Origin of the sequence: Frankia sp. KB5, assembly GCF_002099325.1 — a bacterium.
Taxonomy (GTDB): Bacteria; Actinomycetota; Actinomycetes; order Frankiales; family Frankiaceae; genus Frankia; species Frankia casuarinae.
This window is the reverse complement of sequence record NZ_MRUJ01000166.1, coordinates 1-23,500: the sequence shown is the minus strand read 5'-3', so window position 1 is coordinate 23,500 and position 23,500 is coordinate 1. Positions and strand designations below refer to the sequence as shown.

Sequence of the window (23,500 nt, the reverse complement as noted above, 5' to 3'; positions counted from 1 at the left end):
ACACCCGTCACCAGAACAGCGCCGGGCAGGAAGCACGATGAGGTGGTGGGCAGCCGGGCAGGGTCGGACGTGATCGGGGATCCGGTGATACCGGCCGGCGCGGCGGGGCAGGAAGGGGCGGACCGTGCGGATCGGACGGCGGGGACCGATCGGCTGGCTGTTCGTCGTCGCGATCGTCCTGGTCGGGGGTGCCCTGGTGGTGAACAGGACCTCCGACGACAGGCCACGGGTGGCGTTGTGGGGCGACTCGCTCGCCTGGGAGGCGGGTGACGCCTTCGACGAGGCGGCCCGCGCGGACGGCGGGACCGCCGTGCTGGTGCGCACCTGGGGTGGCACGGCTCCCTGCGACTGGCTCATGGACATCCGCGACCAGGCGCGGCGTTGGCGGCCGACCACCGCGGTTCTGGTGTTCTCCGGCAACCAGGTGACGCCCTGTATGCAGGGTCGTGACCTGGTGACGGCCTACCGGGAGGACGTGACGAAGGCCGTCACGATGCTGACGAATCAGGGCATCGAAGTCGTCCTCGTGGATGCGCCGCCACGGCGTGACCAGACGGTCGACGAGGCCGGGATGACCCCGTTGGACCGCCTGTGGCGCCAGATCGCCGCGGAGCACGAACGTACCCGGGTGGTCCCCGCGGGTCGGGTCCTGACCATGGACGGCCGGTTCACCTCGACGATGCCCTGTGCCGCGGGCGAGACCTGCGAGCCCGGCGGGGTCGTCACGGTCCGCAGCCCCGACGGGGTCCACTTCTGTCCGTTGCCCCAGAAGCCGATGACAGCCTGCCCGGTCCCGTCCCCTGGCGCCGTCCGCTTCGGCACCGCGATCGCTCGGGAGACCCTCCAGCCGGCCGCGGGCTGACCGCCAGCCGACCGATCGGGGGCTGACCGAGGGCTGACCGGGCCGATCCACCATCTTCTAGGCTTCCCGGGCTTCCCGGGACCTCGTCGAGAATTCGCCGGAATGTTCAGGCGACCTTGCGGTGCATCCCGATCCGACGGCCGCTCAGCGAACGACGATGATCACCCAGCTCGTCGTGCCAGGAGAGGAACGTCTGATCGGGCGCGCCAACCTGGGAGAGCTTATAGGCGAGTTCGGCAGCGAGCGCCTCGACCTGGTGCGGCTGGTGGACCCGGACCCACAGACCGTGCTCGTCGAACGCGGCGACCCTGGCGCGGTCCCGCAGGTCGGCGTCCAGCCGGTCGGCGAGTTCACCTGGTGTGGCGATTCCGCTGGGCAGCCGTGGCCAGGCGATCTCCATCAACAGACCGTTCGCCTTCATGATCCCCTCCTCTGATCGCCGCCGGCCCCGGGTGACCGCTCGGTCGATCGGGGCGGCGGGCGGGCTCGCTCGTCGCCCCGTGAGGGCATCCCCTCAGACTTGAGGGCGAACCATGACATTACGGAATGAGGTCGCCCTCGCCGGTCAGCCAGCCGCTCGCCGGTCAGCACCGCTGTCCGCGGTCGGGCTGAGATCCACGGGCGTGACGGACTCCGCGGGCGTGACCGACTCCGCGGTGAAGGCGGCCCACAGGCGGGAATACGGGCCGCCGGCGTGCACCAGCTCGGCGTGCGGCCCCTGCTCGACCACCCGGCCGTCCGCCATCACGACCACCCGGTCGGCCCTGGCCGCCGTGGTGAGCCGATGGGCGACGATGATCGTGGTCCGCCGGGTGGCCACCGCCTCCGAGGCTGCCGTGACCGCAGCCTCCGTCGCGAGGTCGAGCGCCGCGGTCGCCTCGTCGAACAGCAGGATGTCCGGGTCGGCGAGCTCCGCGCGGGCGAGCGCCAGGAGCTGACGCTGGCCGGCGGACAGTCCCCGGCCGCGTTCGCCGACCAGATGATCGTAGCCGTCGGCCAGGCGGGTGATGAACGCGTGGGCGCCGACCGCCCGCGCCGCCGCCACGACCTCGGCGTCGGAGGCATCCGGCCGAGCGTAGGCGATGGCGTCCCGGACCGTGCCGGAGAACAAGAACGGCTCCTGCGGAACGACGCCGAGCCGTCGCCGGTAGGCGGGCAGGTCGAAGTCGCGCACGTCAACACCGTCCACCCGCACCGCGCCCTCGGTCACGTCGTAGAACCGGGCGATCAGCTTCACCACCGTGGACTTGCCCGCGCCGGTCTCCCCGACCAGGGCGACTGTCTCCCCCGGGGCGATGCGCAGGCTCACCCCGTTCACGGCGTTTCCCGCCGGCCCCGCGTTTCCCGCCGGCCCCGCGTTCTCCGTCCGCGCGGCAGTGCCTCCCACGTAGGCGAACCGGACGCCGTCCAGGACCACCTCGCCGGCCAGCCGTCCGACCGGTCGCGGGTACTCGGCCGACGGCGTCGAGGTCGGAGTCCGCAGCAGCTCGGAAAGCCGGCGCAGACCGACCCGGGCCTGCTGATAACCGTCGAACACCTGGGACAGTTGCTGCACCGGCGCGAAGAAGAGGTCCACGTAGAGCAGGAACGCGAGTAGTGCTCCCGGCGACAGGGATCCGCCGACGGCCAGGTGGGCGCCGATTCCCAGCACGAGAGCACCCGCGATCCGGGAGAGGAACTCGACGAACGGGAAGTAGAGAGCGATCATCCGTTGTGCCCGCAGCCGCGAGCGGCGGTAGCTGTCCGCGAGCTCGCGGAACCTCGCCTGGTTGACCGCTTCCCGGCCGAACGCCTGGGCGATGCGCAGCCCGGTCAGGTTCTCCTGCAGCGATGCGTTGACGGCGCTGACCCGTTCCCGGGACTCGGTGTAGGCGGCGGAGGAGCGACGCCGGAACACCACCGTCACCACGATCAGGATCGGCAGTACGGCGACGACGACCAGGGCGAGCTCGGCGTCCAGCACGATCAACGCCACCAGGACGCCGAAGAAGGACAGCAGGCTGACGATGGCGGTGGTCAGGCCGGTCTGCAGGAAGGTCGACAGGGCGTCGACGTCGGTCGTCATCCGGGTCATGATCCGGCCGGCGAGCTCGCGCTCGTAGTAGTCGAGCCCGAGGCGCTGCAGCTGCGCAAAGGTCTTCACCCGCAGGATGTAGAGCAGCCGTTCCCCCATCCGGCCCGTGACACGGGTCTGCCACACCTGCACCGCCCAGTTGACCAGCACCACCGCCAGCGCGACACCGGCGGTGGCGAACAGGACGTCACGTGCCCCGACGCTCACGCCGGCGTCGACGGCATGCCGCACCAACGCTGGCAGGGCGAGACCCGCGACGGCGTCTGCCGCCACCAGCAGCAGGCCCAGGATGAGCGGCCAGCGGACCACGGCCAGCAGCCGGTGCAGCGAGAATGCCGGGTCGGGGGCGGCCGCCGCAGCCTGGTCGACCCGCGGCTCGTCGAGCGCCGGGGGCAGGGTGTCGACCCGGGCGAGCAGGTCGGGGGTCGCCGGCATGTCACCGAAGGGGCCCCCGCCGCCGAGCCCCCGGCCGAGACCACCCCGGGTAGCACCACCCCGGAGAACATTTCCCTTTCTTTTCCCTTGCCTACTTCCTTTCCCTTGCCTACTTCCTTGCCTATCCAGAGCCTTTTGCGTCTGATTTATCCCTCTGGACAGGCAAGAAAGGCCGGGGTCGGGAGACGGGGACGGGGACGAGAGCTGGTCGGGAAGGCCCTCGCCGGGGCCGGCGAGCAGATGGCGGAACAGAGGACATCGGGCCGTCAGTTCGGCCTCGGTCCCGACGTCGACGATCCGGCCGGCGTCGAGCACGGCGATCCGGTCGGCAAGGCGCAGGGTGGAGCGCCGGTGCGCGATGAGCAGAGTGGTGCGGCCACGCATGATCGTCCGAAGCGTGTCATGGATCTCGGCCTCGATCCGGGCGTCCACGGCCGAGGTCGCGTCGTCGAGGAGCAGGACGCGGGGATCGGTGAGTAGCGCGCGGGCGAGCGCGACGCGCTGGCGCTGGCCGCCGGAGAGGGTCAGGCCCTGTTCTCCCACGACGGTGTCATAGCCGTCGGGCAGGCCGCGGATGAAGACGTCCGCCTGCGCCGCCCGCGCGGCCGCGATGATCTGGTCGTCCGTGGCACCCGGCCGGCCGTAGGCGATGTTCGCGCGCACCGTGTCGGAGAACAGGAAACTGTCCTCGAAGACGACCCCGATCTGCGCCCGCAGCGACGACAGTGTCACCGTGCGGATGTCCACACCGTCAAGGCGGACCGTCCCGGCCTGGGGGTCGTAGAACCGCGGCAGCAGCATCGCGACCGTCGACTTACCCGAACCGGACGTGCCGACGAGGGCGACCGTCTCCCCCGGTTCGATCCGCAGGCTCACGTCCCGCAGCACGGGGCGAGACGGAGCGTAGCCGAACGTGACACTGTCCAGGTCGACCAGCCCGCGGATCCGGCCAAGGCGCACGGCGTCCGGCCGGTCCGTGATCGCCGGCTGCGAATCGATGATCTCGAAGATGCGTATCGTGCTGGCCTTGGCCTGCTGGCCCACGGTGAGCAGACCGGCGAGGGTCCGCGTCGGCCCGATCAGGGCGCCGAGATAGGTGCTGAACGCGAGGAAGGTACCGAGGGTGATCCGGTCCGTCAGCGCCAGCCAGCCGCCGAGCGCCAGCACCGCGACCTGGCCGAGCGCGGGAACGGCCTGCATCGCCGCACCGAACCTGCTGGTGATGCGCACCGCACGCATCCGAAGCGCGAACAGCCACCGGGCGTCCACCGCCAGCCGGTCCAGCTCGCGGGCCTCCTGTCCGAACCCCTTCACCACCCGGACGCCGGCGACGGCCTCTTCGACCGCTCCGGCAACCTCGCCAGCCTGCTGCTGCGCCGCCCAGGTCGCCGGGAAGACCGTGCGTCGGGCGCTGTAGCCGACGATGAACAGCGCCGGCCCCAGCGCGAGCGCGATGACAGTGAGCAGCGGGGACAGCCAGGCCATCACCACAAGGGACACGACGAAGAGCACCAGGTTGCCGCTCATCATCGGCAGGTAGGACAGCAGACCCTGGACCACGGTGACGTCCGAGATCGCCCGGCTCACCACCTGCCCGGTCTGGAGCTGGTCCTGCCGGGCCCCGTCGAGGCGCTCGATGGCGCTGAAGACGGCGTCGCGCAGGTCGTACTGGACGTCGAGGGAGAGCCGACCACCGACGTAGCGTCGGACGAACGCGGCGGCGAAGACGACGACCCCGGCCCCGAGCAGAATGGCGACGTAGGGTGCGAGAGAGTGGCGGTGCGTGACTACGACGTTGTCGATGACCTGCCGCTCGACCAACGGGACGGCGGCCGTGACGAGCGTGCCGAGCAGCGCGGCGCCGAAGGCCAAGGCGGCGTTGCGGCGGTACACGAGGATCTCGCGGAGAATCCTGCGCAGCCAGCCGGCCGCCGGTTTCTCCGGCCCGGCCTCCTCGGCTTTCTCCGGCCCGGGCGCGGCAGGCTCCTCGGCTGGTTGGGGCCGTGGGCGTGGGCTGGGCAACTGCGATCGCTCGACGGGAGCCGGAGCCGGATGCGGACTGGGGTCCGGCCGATCCGGCGGTCCGTGCGAGGGACGGGCCGTGTCAGCGGACGATGCTTCGGAGCTCGCGGTGGGCCTCCAGGTCGTCAGGTCCGATTCGGTACCCGCGTGACGCCGGTCCGGATCGGACGCGAAGGCTGGGACGAGACGCCAAAGCCGCCGCGTCCCAGCCTCACCGCGGTGTCCCAGCCTGACCGTACGTCCGGCAGGCCCGCGGCGTCGGCCACGTCATGTCTATCAGCGAAACATTCCYGGAACCCCGCTGATGCCCGTCACGGCTCCGAGCCGAGACCACAGGAAGCCGCGGGTCCCGAGCAAGGTCCCGAGCGAGCAAGGTCCCGAGCAAGATCAGCCCCGGAGGACACACAGGGACCCCGGAGCCCCCGCCATCGGCGATCTCCAAGGTGGCCGCCGGTACCGAGCGCCGCGCCCGCACCCCCCGGCCACTCGTCTCCAGCGCCTGGTAGAGTTCTGCATGTCGCCGCGGGGACGCGGAGGCAACGCGCCGCTAGCTCAATTGGCAGAGCAGCGGACTCTTAATCCGCGGGTTCGGGGTTCAAGTCCCTGGCGGCGCACCCGTACGCAGGCCCCTGACCTGCAGCTAAGCATTTCTCTCCCTATCCCCGGAATGCTCCTTGATCGTTGTGGGCGGCACGTGGGCGCGGGGAACTGCATTCGCGATTGCCTCCGCTGCGGCCCGGCCCGTCGACCGCAACAGATGGGCGTACAGATCCCCCGTGATCCGGGTAGAGCTGTGCCCGTGGCGTTTCGAGACGAGCGTGATGTCGACCCCCTCAGCGAGCTGGATCGAGGCCGAGCTGTGCCGCAGATCGTGTAACCGCCGCCGGGACAGCAGATCCCGGCCGAGCTCGTCACCGGGCAGGAGCTCGAAGGGAAGCGGGCCGTCGAGGGTGAGGGCCGCGCCCGCCCCGCGGCGGCGCGGGCTGCCACCTCGTAGTCGTAGGCGCTGACCTTCAGCGCATGCTCGCCCGCTTCGAGGAAGAGCCTGGCGAGGACCTGGAGCTGGGTGGTTGCCCGGCCGGGGAGGATTCTGGCGGCCCAGGGGACGAGGCTGGCCAAGGAGTCACGATCGACGGTGAGACGCACCCGCCCATTGTGCGCCTCGTACGAACGGATGTTCGGATACGGCTCAGGTGGCGGTTGGAGGAAGTGCGGGCCGTTCGGCGGCCTGGACGAGTACCCCCAGGTCGTGGACTGCGGGCAGGGCGGGCCAGCGGGCGTCCATCTGCCGCCACATCTGCCCGGCGACGTCGACAACCCAACTCGTTCGCTGTTCCCCGACAGCGGCCAGCGCGGAGCGTGCGGCATCGGCGGCCCGTTCGGGGTCCGGCTCGGGTCGGCGTAGGTAGCTGCGTGCGAGGGCGTTGTATGACCCCCCGAGGTTCCCGGCACGCCCGGAATCCGCGTAGGCCGCGATAGCGCGCCGGGCGTGCTCCTCGCTCGCGGGATCGGCGAGTTGAGAGAGGATCGCCGCGCTCTGGGCGAGGGCTTGATCCTCGTCAACGGCGACCGTTCCGGGCAGAGGGCCACCGGTCCACAGGTTTGCCCACATGTCGTCGAGGGCGTGGCGGGCTGCCGCCGGATCGCCCGCACGGGCCGCGGCGCGGGACTCGCAGGCGCCGAGCATGGGCCGGGCGTAGGGGTGGGCGTAGGGGTGGGCGTCCTGGCGCCGTTCGGCGGCGACGGCTTGGGCGCGGTGCGGCTGGTTACGGAAGAACGCGAACGAACTGTCGAGCACGGCGACGCAGTCCGCGAGGAGCCGATCCCCGGCCTCGTCTGCGTGCTGGCCGGCGAGGTCGAGGTAGGTGTCGGCTGCCTGGGTGTGGCCGAGGTCGTTAGCGGTCAACGCGAGGTAGAGCGCGTACTGGCCTGCGCGGGTGTCCAGGGTGGTGCGGGTCCGGCCGCGGACCCGGCCGTCGAGGAGCCGTTCTACGGCGAGCCAGCCCGTTTCGACCCGGGGCACCAGCAGGCCCGCGGGTGTGGCGGTATAGGCCGCGGCGATGTCGTGCACGTCCCGTTCGATCTCGCGGAGGGTGCGAGGAGCCACAGCCGGTTCGGCGATGCGGTCGGAGATCGCCGCCGAGGTGTCCGCGGTGGCGAACAGGCCGGCTGCTGCCATGCTGCCGCCGATGAGAGTGCGTCGGTTCGTCGGGCTCGTCGGACTCACCTCCTCCGCTGGTTCCACTGTCGGGTCATTCCCCGTTGTCGCGCTACCCCTTCGCGCGAGATTGGGGCGGAATCAAGTGGTCATGGCGACACATGCCCTGCCAGCGGATTGTCGAAAACTTCGACTGGCTTCGCACCGTTCAATGTCTGCTGTGGCGTCTGCCGTGGCCGTCCAGTCAACTGTGCGGCCGCAGTATCAAACTCCGCCGCCATCCCGGTGCGCTGGCGACGGAGCGTCCCTTTCCGGGGCGTGGCCGAGGTTCCGCTCGGCTTCGGGAGCCCGTTACTCCGGTTACCGGAGAGAACGGAGCAGGAGCCGGCCGAACCGGGTGAGGAGCAGGGCGCCGGAACCGGCGAGCGCGGCGAGCACGCCGATGAGGAGGTCTCGCGCCGAGTTCACGCCRAGGACCTGGAGTACCGCGAAGGCGGCGCCGAAGGGCAGGCCGACGACGGTGATGACGCCGAGCGCCGCGCCGACCTGCTGCCCCTCCTGGGTCTGGGCGATCCGGTTCAGGTCGACGATCTCGGTGAGCACGGCGTCGAACCGCTCGGGCAGATGGTGCTGTGCCTGATAGGCGGTGAGGATGTCGTTCGCCGGGCCGTGGGCGCTGGCGTCCCGGAGCCAGTAGATGTTGCGGAATCGCGCGGCCCGTTCTTCGAGACGAGCAAGATGACGGGTAAGGTCCTGGGCTTCGAACGCGCGGGCCGCCTCGGCGATCATCTCGGTGATGGCCACGTTCTGGATCATGCCGATCAGGACCGCGTCGAGGTAGGTGGTGTGGGCGTAGAGCTGGGCGAAGCCGAAGAACGCATCGTCGGCGCCGTCGTCGGGGCGTAGACCGAGAAAGGCGGYGCCGTCCCGGGTGACGAGCCCGCGCCAGTCTGCGGAGAGAATCACTCGTCCGTCGAGGAGCTGGTCGGCGTGGTCGGGATCCGGCGGGTAGTCGGCGTTGGCGGTACGRGATGCGAGATGCCACAGCCAGGTGTCCGCGGTCGACCAAGAGTCGATTCGGGCGGCGTCAACGGGTCGCGGCGGGTCGGCTTCGGGAAGGGTGGGGAAGGTCAGGAAGGCGATTGTGAACCTTCGGGCCGACGGCGCCAGGCGGGCCCAGGTGGGCAGCGCCGAGCCGAGGTCGGGGGGTGGGGTCGCACTGCCGCGCCGGCCGGCGACGGCGCGCAGGACGTCGAGGAGCTCGGACCCGCCGGCCTGGATATGGACATGGACGATGACGAAGGCGCGATCCGGCCGGTCCGGGTCGGGTAGGAGGATCTCCGTCCCGAAGATCGGGCTGTCCGTCTCGCCGGTGGGTGCGGTGCGCTGCCAGCGACTCGGCCGGTCAGGCGTGCCGTAGAGGATGCGTGCGCAGGCGGCGCTGAAATAGGTGCTGCGTGCGGCGGTGGTCGCTTCGATTTCCTTGTGGCGTAACGGCAGCGGACCTTCCGGCCAGTCCGGGGTGCCGGTGAGGAAGGCGGGACAGACGACCACGAAGGAATGCCGTCCCGGCTGGTCTACCGGTAGAATTCGTCGACCTCCGGAAGGTCCAGTCTGATCACGAAGTGAGCTCGGCCGGTGGACGGGTCGACCTCGAAACGCACACGCTCCCCGACGATGATCGTGCGGAATCCTTCGGTGACGATGTCGCTGTAGTCGAAGCCGTGGATCTCGCCGGTCTCGTCGTCGCGAACCAGGTAGGTGGCGGTGACCCGGTGGGGTCCGCTGCCCAGCGGCTGGCGGTCGACGATCCGGCCGAACCGCTGCCCGCTGTCCGGCTCGCCGGTCATGGTCACGCGACCTCCCGCACGCAGCGGAACCCGACGGCGTTACTGCTGCCCCGACGTAGGTACAGGGCCTTCGACGAAGTCTGCACCGCCCGGTACGGGTTGTCGTAGGAGCCGCCGCAGATCACCGCGGAGTTGATCCCGTCGAACACGGTCTCGGTCCATTCCCACACGTTGCCGGACATGCCGTGCACCCCGAACGGGGACAGGTTCGCCGCATGATCGGTCACCGGGGTCGGGGCGCAGTCCCGCAACCGGCCGCCGTCGATCTCCTGCTTCCAGACCTCGTAGGTCACCAACGGCCGGCCGCTCCACGCGTCGGCGCAGTTGACCGCGGCCAGGTCGACGCCGTCTCCCCAGGGGAACAGCCGGCCATCCGTGCCCCGGGCGGCGGCCTCCCACTCGACGCAGGTCGGCAGCCGCTTGCCCTCGAAGCGGGCGAAGGCGTAGGCACTCCACCAGTTGACGCAGTTCGCCGGGTAGTTATCGTACACCGGATCGGTGAAGTACTCCGGGTTGCGCAAGCGTTCCTGCCATGGTTCGTGGCTGTGGCCTGGCGGAGTGTCCGGATGATCCCACTGCGCGCAGCCCTGCTCGGCGACCGCGGCGAGGAACGCCTTGTACTGCCCGACCGTCACGGKGAACTCGTCGAACAGCACCGGCTTCTCGATCTTTCGAAGAAGGAGGCGGTGGCTCGGCCCGACCAGGTACGTCGCTGCCGGCAGCGTCCGCGGGGGCGCGGGGATCGTCTCGGCGCCGAGGTGGACGAGGAACTCCCGGACCTGCTCGGTCAGAATCGGTTCGGCGTTGCTGCCCGCGGCCTCCCGTCCGGCCGCGGTCCGCAGGTAGCGCGCGGCGAAATACTCCTGGAAAACGGTGTGCACCAACGCCACCGTGCCGGCGCCGGCCGGACGGAACAGGGGCGCGAGCAGTAACGTCTCCAGCGTGACCCGTCCCTCGGCGAAGCATTCGATGCCGACGTGGGTGCAGATGTCCGCCAGAGTGAACACCGCCTGATCGGCCAGGAACGCCGGGCCGAAGTAACTCTCCAGCCTGGGCTGGAGATCAGCGAGCCCGGCGGTGTTCAGGACCTGCCCGATGCGGGCCGGCACCAGGTCCGCGAGGTGCCTGGCCGCATCCACGGCGGGCCCCCGCGCGAGCTGGCCGGTCTGCTGAGCGAGCCGCAGTTCCAACGGCGAGACCGAGTAGACCCGCTCGTCCGCGTRCAGCTTCAGGTCACCGGGTCGGACCACGCTGAACTGCGGAAGCTCCAGCGGATCGACGCCGTTCGCGTGCAGCTGCTGGACGAGCTGCTCCGAGATCAGCGACGAGCTGTTCAGCAGCCGGCGGACCTCGGGCGAGTCGGCGAGGAACGAGTAGTGGTTACGGAATTCCACGTAGATCCGCACYGGCCGGCACCGGCGCTGGTGACCTCCGGTGGGTACCATCCGGACCTCAGCAGCGTCGGGTCCGTCCAGGAAGCCGTCCCGACCAGAATGTCACCCACGCCCGTCGCCTCCTCGCCGGGTTCCACGCTCACGAACCGGTACCCGCCCGCAAACGGCATGGTTGGCGCAGGACCCGTCAATCCGGRGCGGTGACCGGTCAGGAGGCGGTGACCGGTCAGGAGGCGGTGACCGGTCAGACGACGGCGAGCGTGGTCGACCAGAGCACCGCACCGCCGGAGTCCCGCAGCTCCACGGTGAGCCCGCCACCGGGATCGAGGTGCACGYGGCCGAAGAACTGCAGACCGGCCGAGGGCGGCAGGTTGGACTGACCCGCCGGAGGGGCCTTCACGAAAACAGCCTCGGGGCCGAAGGTGGGATCGAGCRTGTTCGGGCCGAACGTGCCGGCGTTCAACGGCCCGGAGACGAACTCCCAGAACGGGTCGAAATCGGTGAAGGCAGCCCGGTCCGGGTGGTAGTGGTGTGCCGCCGTGTAATGGACGTCAGCAGTCACCCAGACCACATTGCGGACCCGGTGCCGGCGGAGGCCGGCGAGGAGGTCCGCAATTTCCACCTCGCGCCCCAGCGGGGCACCCGGCCGGCCCTGCGCCACCGCCTCCACGCCGCTCGGGTTGTCCGGCACCAGCAGCCCGAGCGGGAGATCGGCGGCGACCACCTTCCAGGTGGCGCGGCTGGCGGCGAGCCCGGCCAGCAGCCACTCGCTCTGGTGGCGGCCGAGTATCGCCACGCCGGCGGGATCCTCCTGGGCGTCGGGATTCGGGTTCTTGAACGAGCGCATGTCCAGGACGAAGACATCGAGCAGCGGGCCGTAGGAGATCCTGCGGTAGATCCTCCCGCCCGGGTCGGCCCGACCGGGAATGAACGGGGTGTACTCCAGGAACGCCTGCCGCGAGCGCGCCGCGAGGACGTCCACCCGTTTCTCGCTGTACCGGGAGTCGTCGAGAATCTCACCGGGATACCAGTTGTTGAGCGTCTCGTGGTCGTCCCACTGGAACACCCACGGCACCTCGCGGTTGAACGCGAGCAGGTTTGCGTCGAGCAGATTGTACCGGTAGTTGCCGCGGTACTCCGCGAGGGTCTCGGCGACCTTGGACTTCTCCGGGACGACGAGGTTGCGCCACACCGAGCCGTCCGCGAGCGGAACCGTCGGGAGGATCGGCCCGTCCGCGTACACGGTGTCCCCGGAGCAGATCGCGAAGTCCGGGTTCAGCCGGCGCATCGTCTCGAAGATCCGCATCCCGCCGAGATCGGGGTTGATACCCCACCCCTGGCCGCAGATGTCACCAGACCAGACGAACGAGACGTCGCCAGCACGCCCGGGGGCGGTCCGGAACCGGCCGATCGACGTCTCGCCGACGAGCGCCGGGTCATCCGCCGAGGCGAGGCGGACCCGGTAGAACACCTCCTCGCCGGCAGGCAGGCCGCGGACCGGCACCGAGGCGGTGAAGTCGGTCGCCGCGTCCACCCGGACGACGCCGACCCGCCGGGCTGCGGTGAACGTCTCGGTGGCTGCCACGTCGACCGCGAGCACCGCCTGCCGATCGGCCCGTGCCCACACCACCGCGCTGTCCGCGGTGACATCGCCGGACTGCACGCCGGAGGTAAACGTGGGCCGGCCACCCCGCACCTGGCCCGGGGCCCGGTCCGCGGCCGCGGCCGCCGCCGGAACCCCCCCGGCGGTGCCGGCGGCGGCCGCCAGGGACGCCACCGTCGCTCGGGCCAGCACATCCCGTCGGTTCGGCATGCGTTCCTCTGCCATCTCGCCCGGCCCTCCTGTCACTGTCCGTATGGCCGCAGTCCCCCGACGTCGACCATCACAGTGCAGGTTCCGGGCAGCCGTCGGCCCCCGTTTCGGAAGCGAAAAAGTGAACTGTGCGTGGCGTCCCGCACCGCCTGCCGCAGAGCCGCAGAGCCAGGGAAACCCTGGTAATCTGGGCCGCTCTCACGGCCCCTTAGCGCTTTCGCGATCCGTATCTACGTAGAAATTGCTATGATCTATCCGTAGATGCGGCTTCAGTCGGAGCTTTGCCGTCGGTGACCAGCCTTTACCTCCCTCGACGAGAAAGGGACGGACGATGTCTCCGCAGATCAGGCGGTTGATCAGAGTGGATGCGTGACATGTTCTGGCCAGGCCCCGCCCACCCCGACGACGAGACCAGGCACTGGCTCGCCCGGGTCGAGAAAGTCGCCCCAGTCCTGGTCCAGCACCGTGAACAGGCCGAACAGGAGAGAATGACGCCGCCCGACGTCATCGACGCCCTGCGTGAGCAGAACATCCACCGGATGTGGGTCTCCCCGGCCTTCGGCGGCGGCGGGGTGAGTGTCCGGACCGGTTCCGCGGTGCTCCAGGCGCTCGCCCGGATCGACGCCTCCGTCGCCTGGCAGATGGGGGTCCAGGGCGTCATCGGCCGGATGTCGGACTACCTCCCGGAGCAGACGGCCGGCCGGATGTTCCGGGAGAGCGATGGTCTCGTCGTCGGTGGGATCAACCCGTCGGGCCACGCCGAGGCCGTCCCCGGCGGTTACCGGGTACGCGGTCGGTGGTCCTTCGCCAGCGGCTCCACCCACGCCGACTGGCTGGTGTGCGCCTCACTCGTCACCGAAACCAGCGCGGCCGGCGAGGTAGCCGCGGGAAGTAAGGCGAACTCGTCGGCCCCGGCCCCGCCCACAACCCGGATGATGTTCGTTCCGCGGGATGCCGTCCGTTTCACCGACGACTGGTTCACGATAGGGCTGCGCGGCACCGGGAGCGTCAGCTTCACTGTCGACGACCTCTTCGTCCCCGAGGAGCACACCGTCGACGGCGGGCTGCTGCGCCGGCTGCCCGCGGCCCGGCCCTCGCGCGGCTACCCCATCGCGTACTACGACTTCGGCCCGTTCACGACCGCGTCAACGGCGCTCGGCATCGCCCAGGACGCGCTGAGCGCCTTCCCGGGGCTGGCGGTCAGCGCGGTTCCTGCCCGCGGGACGGAGACATTGGCGTCCAGCCATACCGTTCAGGCCGGCCTCGCCCGCGCCGCGGCCCTGGTCAGGGCGGGTGAACTGCTGCTCGACGATGCGGCCGGCCACGCGAGTGCCCGCCTCATCGGCGGGGAGAAGCTCAGCGCCCTGATCCGGCTCGCCGCCACCGCCGCCGGCGAAAACACCCTGAAGGCCGTGGACACCCTGCACGGCCTGGCCGGCACCAGGGCCCTGGGCGCGGCAGGCCGGCTCGACCGCTGCTTCCGCGACATCCACACCGTGGTCGCGCACATCACCCTGGCGCCGACGAACTTCGAGATGGTCGGGTCGTATCTCCTGGGCGGCTCGTTGCTGATGCGGCGCTGACCCCGTCCGATGCCCCGAGTCCCTACCCCCGAGCCCCGAGCCCCCGGGGACGGTCTGACGAGTGCCATCGCGGCGAAGGTCTGCCTGGTCGCCCGAGTGCCGTCAGGCGTTGGCGAGGGTCGCCTCGAAGRCACGGTCGACCGCCTCGGTGACCATCACCGCCACCGGCTTCGGCATCTCAGCGATCTTCCCGGCTGCCGCCAGAGCCTCGCCCACCAGAAGTGATCAGGGCGACGCCGGGACTTCGTCACCCCCGTGGGGAGCACCCGGTGGCACCCGTGGGAGTATGCCACTGGCAACCCACGGCCGACGCGAACGATTACATCAGTGTTATCAAAATGTTGTTGACAATGACCGGCGGCGTTTACGGTCGGCAATGGTCGCGCCGGCAAGACTCGTAGTYGGCGAATATTCGGTCCATGAAATCACGGTCCGCGATGCCGCACCCGGCGAAACCGTGTTCGACGATACCCCATCGAGACATACCCAACATCCGTTGCAACGGAAGCCCGCGAAAACATCAACATTCAAACAAGTTCCTGACATCGCGACCTGGCATCCAGATCCGAAGAAAATACATTCCGCCGCAACCCCGGCAACCCGTTATCCCACCGTTCCAGCACGGCCGACCAGGAGCGTTCGTGGCTCGTCCGCCCGAAGTGCTGTTCGTCTGCGTCCACAACGCGGGCCGTTCTCAGATAGGCGCCRCCCTGCTCGACCGACATGGTCGTGGCCTGTTCCGCGCCCGATCCGCCGGCACCGCCCCGGCCCCGGCCATCCACCCGGGAGTCGTCACCGTCATGGCCGAGGTAGGCATCGACCTGTCCCGGGAGTCCCCGAAGCGACTAACCAACGAGATGGTCCGCGACTCCATCGTCGTCATCAACATGGGATGCGGCGACGCCGTTCCCAGCTACCCCGACACGCGCTACCTCACCTGGAAACTGGATGATCCGGCGGAGTGCACGCTCGAGGAGATCCGGTCGATCCGCGACGAGATCGACGCCCGCGTCCGGGCACTGGTCTACAGTCTCGGCGTGGCCGCCCGCGTCGGGCTGCTGAAGAACCAGCCCGGTTACACCGGGATCCCGCCTGGCGGTACTGACCCGGATGCGTGGCGCTATCCTCCACCGGTCGGGGCGGGCGCACCCGACGCGACCGCGTGATCCGGCACGACCGCGTCGACGGGCTCGGCCTCCCGGTGCGGGATGATGATCGTCGCGCCGATCGGGACGGTGCCGCCACGCACGACGTCTGCGCGCAGGCCACCTCGGTCGCGTAGCGCGCTCCAGACCCCGGGGCGGGTGAGCTGTTCGAGGTAGGAGCACGGTGGGCAGGGCCGGACACCGAGCAGGACAACGTCGTCGATGCGGAAGGTCCGCCCGACGAGGTCGAGCAGCGCGACGCCCTCCGTCACCAGGTTTCGCCTGGTCTCCCACTCGGCCAGAGCCACCCCGGCATCCGCGGCCACGGCGGCGATGACCTCACGCTCGATCAGCGTGACGGCGCGACCGGCGCCACCGCGCGCGGAGTAGGTCCCGGTGCCGGTGGCGTAGCGGTCGCCTTCGAGACCGTGACCCTCGATCATTCGAACGGCCTCACGGGCCCGCATCCGGGTACCCCGGATCGGCGTGGTATAGATCCCGACCAGGCGTCCCGCGACCATGATGCCGACACTACCCGCTGGGACAGTATTCCATGGTCGGCAGGATCCGGGTGAGGCCGTCAGCGAGCGGATGAAAAGTGACGGCGCCCCTGGTGGAGCCCTTCATTGATCATTCCCTTCCCAGATGTCGGAGTCCRAGCTCCAACCCCATCTGCCGGTCCCCCCGAAGGCGTCGGCGTCCGCCGTGTCACCGGCTCCGGGCGGACCCGTGGGGTCCTCGGCGAAGTCGATGGCGGGAAGTGGGCCGACGTATTCGATCGTGAAGTACGGACAGGCGCGACGGAGATCGGCGACGGCGGCGTCGAACGCATCCACGGCGGCATCGCGCAGCAGAAACGCCCAGCTGAGCACCGGGTCATCCGCGCCGCCGTGCGGGCGCCGTGGCCGGTCGGACAGCGCCAGCGGACGCAGCAGGTCGAGGATCGCATCGGCCTGGCGCTGCCGGCGGGCGATGACCAGGTCGGCCACCTGCTGGCCCAGCCTGATCCGCGCGTCGAGATCCGCGGACGGCGTGACCCCGACGAACGGGCTGCCCGGCAGTACCTCGGTGAGGGCGGACCGCTCGTCCTCCTCCACGTCGAGATGCAGCTCCACCAGCCCTTCGAGCGCATCGAGCCGATCGGGCATCTCGTCGGCGAGCGGGGCGAGGACCTCACGGCATACGGCAGCCTCGTCGGGGGCGACGGTCCCGAACCGCAGCGGCAGCACGGGGCCTCCGGCGAGAAGTCGCTGCAGGATATCCAGATGACGCACGGCCTCGGACTCGCCCAGAATCCCGACATCCGCGGTGACGCTGACCGCCGCCGCCAACGGCCCGAACCGCACCAGGTGCACCTGCCCCGGAGGGTGTCCGATGCCGGGCGGCGGTGGCATCGGCGCCGGATGCCCGGACCGCGTGATGCCATAAATGATGACAGACATGGCGATCATCCCTCTCGGCCGCTGCGGCGGTCGCCCGGCGCGCTGCGCCCGGCCGGCAGATCCCGCCGGGCGTGCTCCTCGGACGATCCGCCACGCAGCGAGCCCACCGCCTCCTCGGCGGTATCCTTCAATCCTTCGAGCGCCCCCTTCGACTTCTGCCTCGCGGTGCCGTCGGTGACCTCATGCATGAGTCCGGGCAGGCCCGGGACCTGCTCCTTGGGCGCGAGGTCCAGCCGGTTCACCGCCTCGGCGAACCGGAGGTAGGTGTCCACGGTCGCGATGACGACCCGGGCGTCGGCCGTGAGGACCTCGATGCCGACCAGCGCGACCCGCGCGTAGGCGTCGATGACGATTCCCCTGTCGAGCACGACGTCGAGGACATCGGCCAGGCTGCTGGGCTTCGGAGCCCGGTTCATGGACTGGCTGGAGACGGTCATGGCGCTGTCCTCGCCTTCTTCCATCGTTCTTCGTCCGCGGAGGAGGCGGAGCGGGCCCTCGACACGCCGGGGGGGTCGGGGCGATCCCGTCTCCCCCGGCCCACCGAAGCACCCTGCCCCCGCACAGCGCCCCGTCCCGGCATGGCCCCCCCGGGGAACCAGCACCTCGCCGAGCTCAGTCATCGCCGCCACCATGCCGTCCTCCGACAGCACCATGCCGTCCTCCGACAGCACCATGCCGTCCTTCCGACAGGACCCGGGACCCGATCGGCGTCCGGAACCCGATCGGCGGCGCGCACCCGGTCAGTGGTGCGCACCCGGTCAACCACCGGCGCTCCACCGCCGGGCGAGTCCTCGTGACCGTCGAAGGTGCCGCCCAGATGCTGGTAACCACCCAGCGTGATATGGACAAACGAGTAGGGCGGCCAGGGACCCGTCGCCTCGGCGGGGCACCCCGCCGCGTCCAGCTCCCGCGTCAGCGCGGTCGCCGTGGTGAGGAACGCATCCTCCTCCGAACGCGGCACGAGGTACGCGCAGTCGAACATCCGCCCCGGCCGACCGGTGTGCCGACGGGCGTCATCCCGCGCGATCGCGTCCACCTCGGTGTCGGCGCCCAGCCCATCGATTCCGGCGGTGTCGCTCACCGCGGGGATGATGCCGTATACGTAAAGACCGCGGTCGGTCCGGGACACGCGCGAGGACGGCCGGATGCCAGGCCCGACCACGCCCACAGTTGCGACAGTCGACTCCGGAACGGACTCCGGAACGGACTCCGAGACGGACTCCGACTCCGGAACCGACCCCGACTGCGAGACCGGAACGGGAGGAAGGTCCCGAGGCGAGGTCACGGCCGGCCTGATGCCCTCCATCGCCACCCGGGTGATCTCACGGGCGAGGCACTCGACGATCTGATGTCGGGCGAGTTCGCGGGCCTCTCGAACGGCCTCCTCGACGACCTCGGGCGCGAGTCGCCGGGCGAGGGCCGTGAGATCCTCAGCCCCGGCCGTCGTGCTCATGGCCGCTACTCCCTCGTGTCGCGTCCCTCGACGGCCGATGCCCGGTCAAGGCYGATCCCCCTGCGCCAGCCAGGCCTGCCGGCCCCGCCGAAGAGCCGCTCGACCGCGTCCGCCGGATCCCGGCCCGTCGCCCCTCCGGTGGCGCGGCCGGTGAAACGGCCGGCAGCCCGGTCCCTGGGCTCCTCCACACCCTCCCCGGCACGATTCACGATCTGCGCGGGACGGTCGGCGATCCGCTCAGGATGATCCTCGGCCCGCCCGGCGACGGGCGGTCCCGTCCTCGTCTGGGCTCATGGTTTCTGGACTCATGGTGTCTGGGCTCAGGGCCGGTGCGCGGCCCCCGTCCGCCCCGCCTCCAGGACAGGGAGGACCGAGGCGTCGAAGACATCGACACGCCGCCCATTCCCGGGACTACCGACTCCAAACTCCCAGCGTATGACGGGTGCCGACCGCAGATCACCGACCGGCGCCCCGCCCCGGAGGAGCCCCCGCCCGGAGGAGCCAAGGCCATCCAGGCCGAGGGTCCACTGGGGGTGGAGAGGTCAGCGCGTCCTACGGGATCAGCGCGCCCATGCCGCCCGCGCTGCCTGCGTGGGGCTCGAAGATGTTCGGTCCGAGCCAGCGGACCGGGTGAGGATCCTCTGGGTGATCTCCTCAGCCGTCAGCGGCGGCGCGAAGAGAAAGCCCTGCGCGCTGTCGCAGGCGGCCGCGCGCAACCGCTCGGCCTGCATCGGGGTCTCGACGCCCTCGGCGGTCACCGTCAGGCGCAGGGTGTGGGCCAACGTGACCAGCGTCTGCACGATCTCCTCATCCCCCGGGTCGGCGTCCCGCGCCGAGTGGAAGCCCTCGACGAACGGTCCGGCGAGCTTGAGCGTGTGCACCGGCAGCCGACGCAGGTAGGCGAGGTTGGAATAACCGGTGCCGAAGTCGTCGATAGCGATCCGCACGCCCATCTCGGCGAGCCCGCGCAGGACCCGCAGCGGCTCGTCGGCCGTGCCCATGAAGGCGCTCTCGGTAAGTTCCAGCTGGAGCAGGTCCGGGGAAAGMCCAGTCTCGTCGAGAATGCGTCGGACCTGTTCCACCAGGCCGGCCTCGCGGGTCTGCCGGGCGGCCAGGTTGACGCTGACGAACAGGGCGTGCGGATGACACTCCTGCCACTGCCGCGCCTGCCGACAGGCGAGCTCCAGCACGCGCCGGCCGAGGGGCACGATCTGCCCGGTCTCCTCCGCCATCCCGATAAACAGATCGGGGGGCAGCAGACCGAGGCCAGGATGCCGCCAGCGGACCAGCGCCTCCACCCCGACCATCGCCCCGGCGGCCATCCTGGCACCCGCACCGTCGCCGAGGGCGATGATCGGCTGGTACTCGACGACGAACTGGTCCTGTTCGAGGGCGCGGGGCAGCATGGTCGACAGAGTGTGCCGGGTCACCTGCCGGGCGCCTCGCTCCGCCTCGAACAGGGCCCAGCGACCCTTCCCCTCCGCCTTCGCCCGGTAGAGCGTGATGTCGGCGGCCCGTAGCAGATCGGTGTAGTCCCCGCCGGCGACGGGCCGTTCGACGATGCCGATGCTCGCTCCGATGGACAGCGCGTGGTCACCCACCCGCAGCGGGCTCGCCAGCGCCGCCAGCACGGTCTCGGCGACGGCGACGGCGTCCGCCGTGCCGGCTGTGTCGGCGACAAGGATCACGAACTCGTCACCACCCATCCTGACCAGGAGCTGCTCCGGGGACAGCACCCGACGCAGCCGGTCCGTGACGGCGACGAGCAACCGGTCGCCGACGTCGTGGCCGAGGCTGTCGTTCACCATCTTGAATCCGTCCAGATCGATGAAGCACAGCCCGATGCGACGTTCCGGTCCCGTGGCCATCAGTTCGTGGACCCGTTCGATGAGTACCGTCCGGTTCGGCAGGCCGGTGAGCGGGTCGTGCCGCGCCTGGCGGCGCAGCTGGTTCTGCAACAGATGCCGGTCAGTCACATCCACGATCATGGAGAGCTGCGCACGGCACCGCCCGTCGTCGTCGCGCAGACACGACGTGGTCAGCTCGGCCCACACCACCGACCCGCCGATCCCGGTGAACCGCCACTCCATCCGGATGTGCTCCGGTCCGGCGGTCCGCTGGGCGGCATAGGCCTCCCGGAGCTCCCTCGCGTCCTCGGGATGCGCGAACTCGTCGATTGACCTGCCCTGCACCTGACCCGGGCCGACTCCGAGCATCCRCAGAAAAGCGTCGTTGGCGTCGATGATCCGTCCGCCTCCATCATTGATCAGGATTCCGATCGCGGAGCCGGTGAAGATCATCCGGAAGCGGGCATCGCTCGCGTGCAGAGCCGCGCGATGGATCGAGTCCTGCCCGGCGAGGATCCGCTCCCGCAGCGCATGGGCGTATCCCTGGGCCAGCCCGCCCTGCAACGCCGCCAGCCGGGCGCCGTACCCGTCGGCCGTCCCGAGTCGTAGGTCGGTGAGCAATCTGGTGCCACAGATCTCGATGGTTCCGGCCAACGCGTCCGCGGCGCCGAAGGTGTACTCGACGACGGCAGCCCCGACCGCGGCCGCAGGGTCGGCCGTGAACGGTTCGGCGAGCAGGGCGTCGACGAGCCGGTCGCTCAACGCCCGTAACCGCTGCTCGACGTCGATCAGGCCGATCGCCGGATAGCTGGCGCCGAGGATCTCTCGGGCCCAGGCCTGGGCGAAGCGCGCGACGCCCTGCTGGCGGGCTGTCTGGGGCAGGGACCTCACCGCACGCACTCCTCATCGCACGCATTTCTTGCCGGACCATGACAAACCTTGGGCCTGACCCGCCCTGTGACAAAACCTCGGCCGCTGGCCGGAAAAGCGCCGGAAGCCGGAGAAAAACCAATAAAAAATTAAAAAAGTAAAGATAGCCAAGAAAAATCATAAAAACCAAGAACAGTCAGGAACAGGCGGGAACGGCGAGCTACCGGCGCCCGACCGCGGCAAGTATCGTGGAACGCACCGGGTTGTCCGCGAGGGGATCGGCGCCCATGCTCGCCGCGTCCGGGCGCCAGGCCGGCAGGTAGACCAGGCCCGGGTCAACGAGCTCGTATCCGCGGAGCAGACCGGCGATCTCCGCACGGGAACGCGGGGTCACCCCGGTAGGGGTCTCGTCGTAGACCTTGCCGGCCTGGTTGATCCCTACGGCCCGCTCGTCCGCGATCACATGCGAGATGGCCAGGTAGCTGCCCGGCGCCGTCGCCTCCCGGAAGGAATCGATGACGCCAGCCGGGTCATCGCTGTCGGGGACGAAATGCAGAACCGTCACCATGAGCACGGCGATCGGTTGAGAAAGATCGAGCAGCTCGGCCACCGCGCTGGAGCCGAGGATCGACGCGGGCTGCCGAACATCCGCCTGGAGCACCGTGGCCCGCGGATTGTCGGCCAGCAGCATCCGGGAGTGGATGACGGCGACCGGGTCGATGTCGACATAGACGACCCGGGCCTCCGGATTCACCCCTTCGGCGATCTCATGGACGTTACCGACCGTCGGCACCCCGGAGCCGAGATCCAGAAACTGTGTGATCCCGGCCTCGGCAGCGAGGAAGCGCACCGCCCGGTGCAGGAACAACCGGTTCGATCTGGCGATCAGCAGGGCGTCCGGGAGGATCTCGATGGCGGCGCGCGTCGCCTCCCGGTCCACCGCGAAATTGTGCGATCCGCCGAGCGCGTAGTCGTACATCCGTGCGGCGCTCGGGCGATTGACATCGATCCCCGCGGCCCACTCGGGCAACTCCTCCATGATCATCTATTCTCCTGTGCGACCCGCTAGACGACGTACGGTGAGGAGATTGTCTACCATCGCTACCTTCGTCACCACACCGGCCGGTGTCGCTACGGAGACCAGCACCCTCCACACCGCGTTCGCTCGTTTCACCGCACGCCCGCCATACCTCCCGCCCGGGCCTCCCGGCGGCGCGGACCGACCTCCGGCGGCGGCCCATGGGGAAGCCGCCGACCGTGCCGAATGTCCGGTTTGACCAGACCGTCCTACCCTGCCCTGCGTGGCCGTCCACGGATGACACTGGTCTGGAACCTGGATCGAGGGTCGACGCCCGCGACGGCCGAGGAGACCCCTACGGCCGCAAGAACCGGAAGAACCGAAAGAACCGGGAGGACCGGAGCTCGCGGCGGCAGCCGACAGACCGACGGCGGCCGGGACAGCGCGGGTATTCGGGCGTCGCCCTCGGCCGGGACCGTACGAGGCTCCGGTACAAGGTTCCGGGTGAGGAGTGGGACGAGATGCGCGCCCTCGTCGTGTATGAATCGATGTTCGGCAACACCAGGGTGATCGCGGACGCCGTCGCGATCGGCCTGTCGACGTGGTTGGACGTCGGACTCGTAGAGGTCGGCACCGCGGACCCGGCCCTGAACGACGATGTCAGGCTCCTCATCGTCGGCGGGCCCACCCATGCGTTCGAGATGAGTCGGCCCGAGACCCGGCACGACGCCACCAGGCGGACCGAGGGCAATGTCGTGTCGCCGGGGATCGGGATCCGGGAGTGGCTCGAGGCACTGCCCAGGCAACCGAGTGGGTCGCCCGAGGGGACGCCGCTCACCGGAGCGGCCACGTTCGACACGAAGGTCCGTCACCCCCGTCCCGCGGGTTCGGCCGCGGCCGGTGCGGCAAGGTGCCTGCACCGTCTCGGCTTCTCCCTCCTCGACCGTMCACGGAGCTTCTACGTCGACGGCCCGCCGGGCCCCCTGGTGGCCGGYGAACCCGAACGTGCCCGCCGCTGGGCCGAAAGCCTCGGATGGATGGTCCCTGCCTCGGCGAAGGGTAACGCGCTTTCCTGAGGTCGGGTGGCCCAGGGGAATTGCACCCCTGGGCTCCAACAGAACGGAGCGTGACAGTCTCCCGTCACTCCGCTCTTGTCATCCTCATCGCCAGGCGTTGGACGTCCATGCCCAGTGGGCGAAGAGCCCGGGGCGTTGGCGGGTGATGCGTTGCCAGCAGGCCAGGGCCTTATGGAACGGTCTCAGCCGTTTGTACTTCTTGYGGAGCCAACGCACCAGGTAGGCGTTGATGCGCTGTAGGAGGGGAAGCAGCGCGGAGYGGTAGAACGCCCCGTAGTACTGCGCCCAGCCGCGCACGRTCGGGTTGATCTTTCGTGCCAGCTCGTCGAGGGTGTGGCCGGTCCGCAGGTGTAGCCGCCATCGGCGGACCTGCCCGCTGACCTTCTTCTGGGCTTCCTTGCTGATCGCGGGCAGGAAGTTCGTGAAGAACTTCCCGTGCCTGCTGCGTGCCTTGCGGG

19 protein-coding genes, 1 tRNA gene and 1 pseudogene are annotated in these 23,500 nt (G+C 70.0%); 5 read left to right on the top strand and 16 right to left on the bottom strand.

Annotation, left to right across the window (positions count from 1 at the left end; genetic code table 11):
- Positions 1-124 precede the first annotated feature (124 nt).
- On the top strand, positions 125-862 hold the full coding sequence (locus tag KBI5_RS16460; protein WP_011435486.1) for an SGNH hydrolase domain-containing protein: 738 nt from the start codon (positions 125-127) through the stop codon (positions 860-862).
- A 106-nt stretch (positions 863-968) separates the two neighbouring features.
- Here the strand turns inward: KBI5_RS16460 and KBI5_RS16455 are convergent, their stop codons facing one another.
- Both KBI5_RS16455 and KBI5_RS16450 read right to left on the bottom strand, forming a co-directional pair.
- Positions 969-1,283, bottom strand: a complete 315-nt coding sequence (locus KBI5_RS16455) for a hypothetical protein (RefSeq protein ID WP_011435485.1) — start codon at positions 1,281-1,283, stop codon at positions 969-971.
- Between the two features lie 144 nt (positions 1,284-1,427).
- Positions 1,428-5,291: an ABC transporter ATP-binding protein gene (locus KBI5_RS16450; RefSeq protein ID WP_347272514.1), complete on the bottom strand. Its 3,864-nt coding sequence runs from the start codon at positions 5,289-5,291 to the stop codon at positions 1,428-1,430.
- Between the two features lie 643 nt (positions 5,292-5,934).
- Between KBI5_RS16450 and KBI5_RS16445 the strand changes: the two genes are divergently transcribed.
- Positions 5,935-6,007: transfer RNA gene (locus KBI5_RS16445), tRNA-Lys, on the top strand.
- A gap of 26 nt (positions 6,008-6,033) precedes the next feature.
- Here KBI5_RS16445 and KBI5_RS27975 read toward each other — a convergent pair.
- The 6 genes from KBI5_RS27975 to KBI5_RS16410 form a co-directional block, all read right to left on the bottom strand.
- Positions 6,034-6,240, bottom strand: a complete 207-nt coding sequence (locus KBI5_RS27975) for a hypothetical protein (RefSeq protein WP_232235288.1) — start codon at positions 6,238-6,240, stop codon at positions 6,034-6,036.
- Positions 6,241-6,582: 342 nt separating this feature from the next.
- On the bottom strand, positions 6,583-7,638 hold the full coding sequence (locus KBI5_RS16435; RefSeq protein ID WP_085015737.1) for a transcriptional regulator: 1,056 nt from the start codon (positions 7,636-7,638) through the stop codon (positions 6,583-6,585).
- 273 nt (positions 7,639-7,911) lie between these two features.
- Positions 7,912-9,105 (bottom strand): hypothetical protein, encoded by a 1,194-nt coding sequence (locus KBI5_RS16430; RefSeq protein ID WP_085015736.1) that lies wholly within the window; start codon positions 9,103-9,105, stop codon positions 7,912-7,914.
- A gap of 23 nt (positions 9,106-9,128) precedes the next feature.
- Positions 9,129-9,401, bottom strand: a complete 273-nt coding sequence (locus KBI5_RS16425) for a hypothetical protein (RefSeq protein ID WP_011435464.1) — start codon at positions 9,399-9,401, stop codon at positions 9,129-9,131.
- A gap of 2 nt (positions 9,402-9,403) precedes the next feature.
- Positions 9,404-10,807: an SUMF1/EgtB/PvdO family nonheme iron enzyme gene (locus tag KBI5_RS16420; RefSeq protein WP_157902530.1), complete on the bottom strand. Its 1,404-nt coding sequence runs from the start codon at positions 10,805-10,807 to the stop codon at positions 9,404-9,406.
- A gap of 232 nt (positions 10,808-11,039) precedes the next feature.
- The gene (locus KBI5_RS16410) at positions 11,040-12,608 is read right to left on the bottom strand and encodes an alkaline phosphatase D family protein (RefSeq protein WP_241882960.1); all 1,569 of its coding nucleotides are present in this window, start codon (positions 12,606-12,608) and stop codon (positions 11,040-11,042) included.
- A 374-nt stretch (positions 12,609-12,982) separates the two neighbouring features.
- On the opposite strand from KBI5_RS16410, the gene KBI5_RS16405 reads away from it, so the two are divergent.
- Positions 12,983-14,191 carry an acyl-CoA dehydrogenase family protein gene (locus tag KBI5_RS16405; protein WP_023841286.1) on the top strand — a complete coding sequence of 403 codons (1,209 nt, stop codon included), beginning with the start codon at positions 12,983-12,985 and terminating at the stop codon, positions 14,189-14,191.
- Positions 14,192-14,832: 641 nt separating this feature from the next.
- Complete coding sequence (locus KBI5_RS27965) at positions 14,833-15,357, top strand: arsenate reductase ArsC (protein ID WP_347272513.1); 525 nt, start codon at positions 14,833-14,835, stop codon at positions 15,355-15,357.
- Here KBI5_RS27965 and KBI5_RS16395 read toward each other — a convergent pair.
- The 7 genes and pseudogenes from KBI5_RS16395 to KBI5_RS16365 all read right to left on the bottom strand — a co-directional run bounded on the left by KBI5_RS16395 (position 15,312) and on the right by KBI5_RS16365 (position 21,987).
- Positions 15,312-15,857 carry a hypothetical protein gene (locus KBI5_RS16395; RefSeq protein ID WP_011435459.1) on the bottom strand — a complete coding sequence of 182 codons (546 nt, stop codon included), beginning with the start codon at positions 15,855-15,857 and terminating at the stop codon, positions 15,312-15,314. The genes KBI5_RS27965 and KBI5_RS16395 overlap by 46 nt on opposite strands.
- Before the next feature lie 13 nt (positions 15,858-15,870).
- Positions 15,871-15,960, bottom strand: a pseudogene (locus KBI5_RS27960) (cyclase); the annotation flags it as partial.
- On the bottom strand, positions 15,960-16,778 hold the full coding sequence (locus tag KBI5_RS16390) for a GvpL/GvpF family gas vesicle protein (RefSeq protein ID WP_085015732.1): 819 nt from the start codon (positions 16,776-16,778) through the stop codon (positions 15,960-15,962). The gene KBI5_RS16390 and the pseudogene KBI5_RS27960, both read right to left, overlap by 1 nt.
- A 5-nt stretch (positions 16,779-16,783) precedes the next feature.
- A complete protein-coding gene (locus KBI5_RS16385) occupies positions 16,784-17,215 on the bottom strand; it encodes a gas vesicle structural protein GvpA (RefSeq protein WP_011435457.1) in 432 nt (143 codons plus the stop codon).
- A 179-nt stretch (positions 17,216-17,394) separates the two neighbouring features.
- Positions 17,395-18,231 (bottom strand): GvpL/GvpF family gas vesicle protein, encoded by an 837-nt coding sequence (locus KBI5_RS16380; protein WP_085015731.1) that lies wholly within the window; start codon positions 18,229-18,231, stop codon positions 17,395-17,397.
- A gap of 560 nt (positions 18,232-18,791) precedes the next feature.
- Positions 18,792-20,969, bottom strand: coding sequence for an EAL domain-containing protein (locus KBI5_RS16370; RefSeq protein WP_085015742.1), 2,178 nt, complete (start codon positions 20,967-20,969; stop codon positions 18,792-18,794).
- A gap of 199 nt (positions 20,970-21,168) precedes the next feature.
- On the bottom strand, positions 21,169-21,987 hold the full coding sequence (locus KBI5_RS16365) for an SAM-dependent methyltransferase (protein ID WP_035730986.1): 819 nt from the start codon (positions 21,985-21,987) through the stop codon (positions 21,169-21,171).
- Between the two features lie 500 nt (positions 21,988-22,487).
- Between KBI5_RS16365 and KBI5_RS16360 the strand changes: the two genes are divergently transcribed.
- Positions 22,488-23,042, top strand: coding sequence for a flavodoxin family protein (locus KBI5_RS16360; protein WP_085015741.1), 555 nt, complete (start codon positions 22,488-22,490; stop codon positions 23,040-23,042).
- An 84-nt stretch (positions 23,043-23,126) separates the two neighbouring features.
- Here the strand turns inward: KBI5_RS16360 and KBI5_RS16355 are convergent.
- A partial coding sequence (locus tag KBI5_RS16355; protein ID WP_277870109.1) for a group II intron maturase-specific domain-containing protein occupies positions 23,127-23,500 on the bottom strand: 374 nt, incomplete at its 5' end.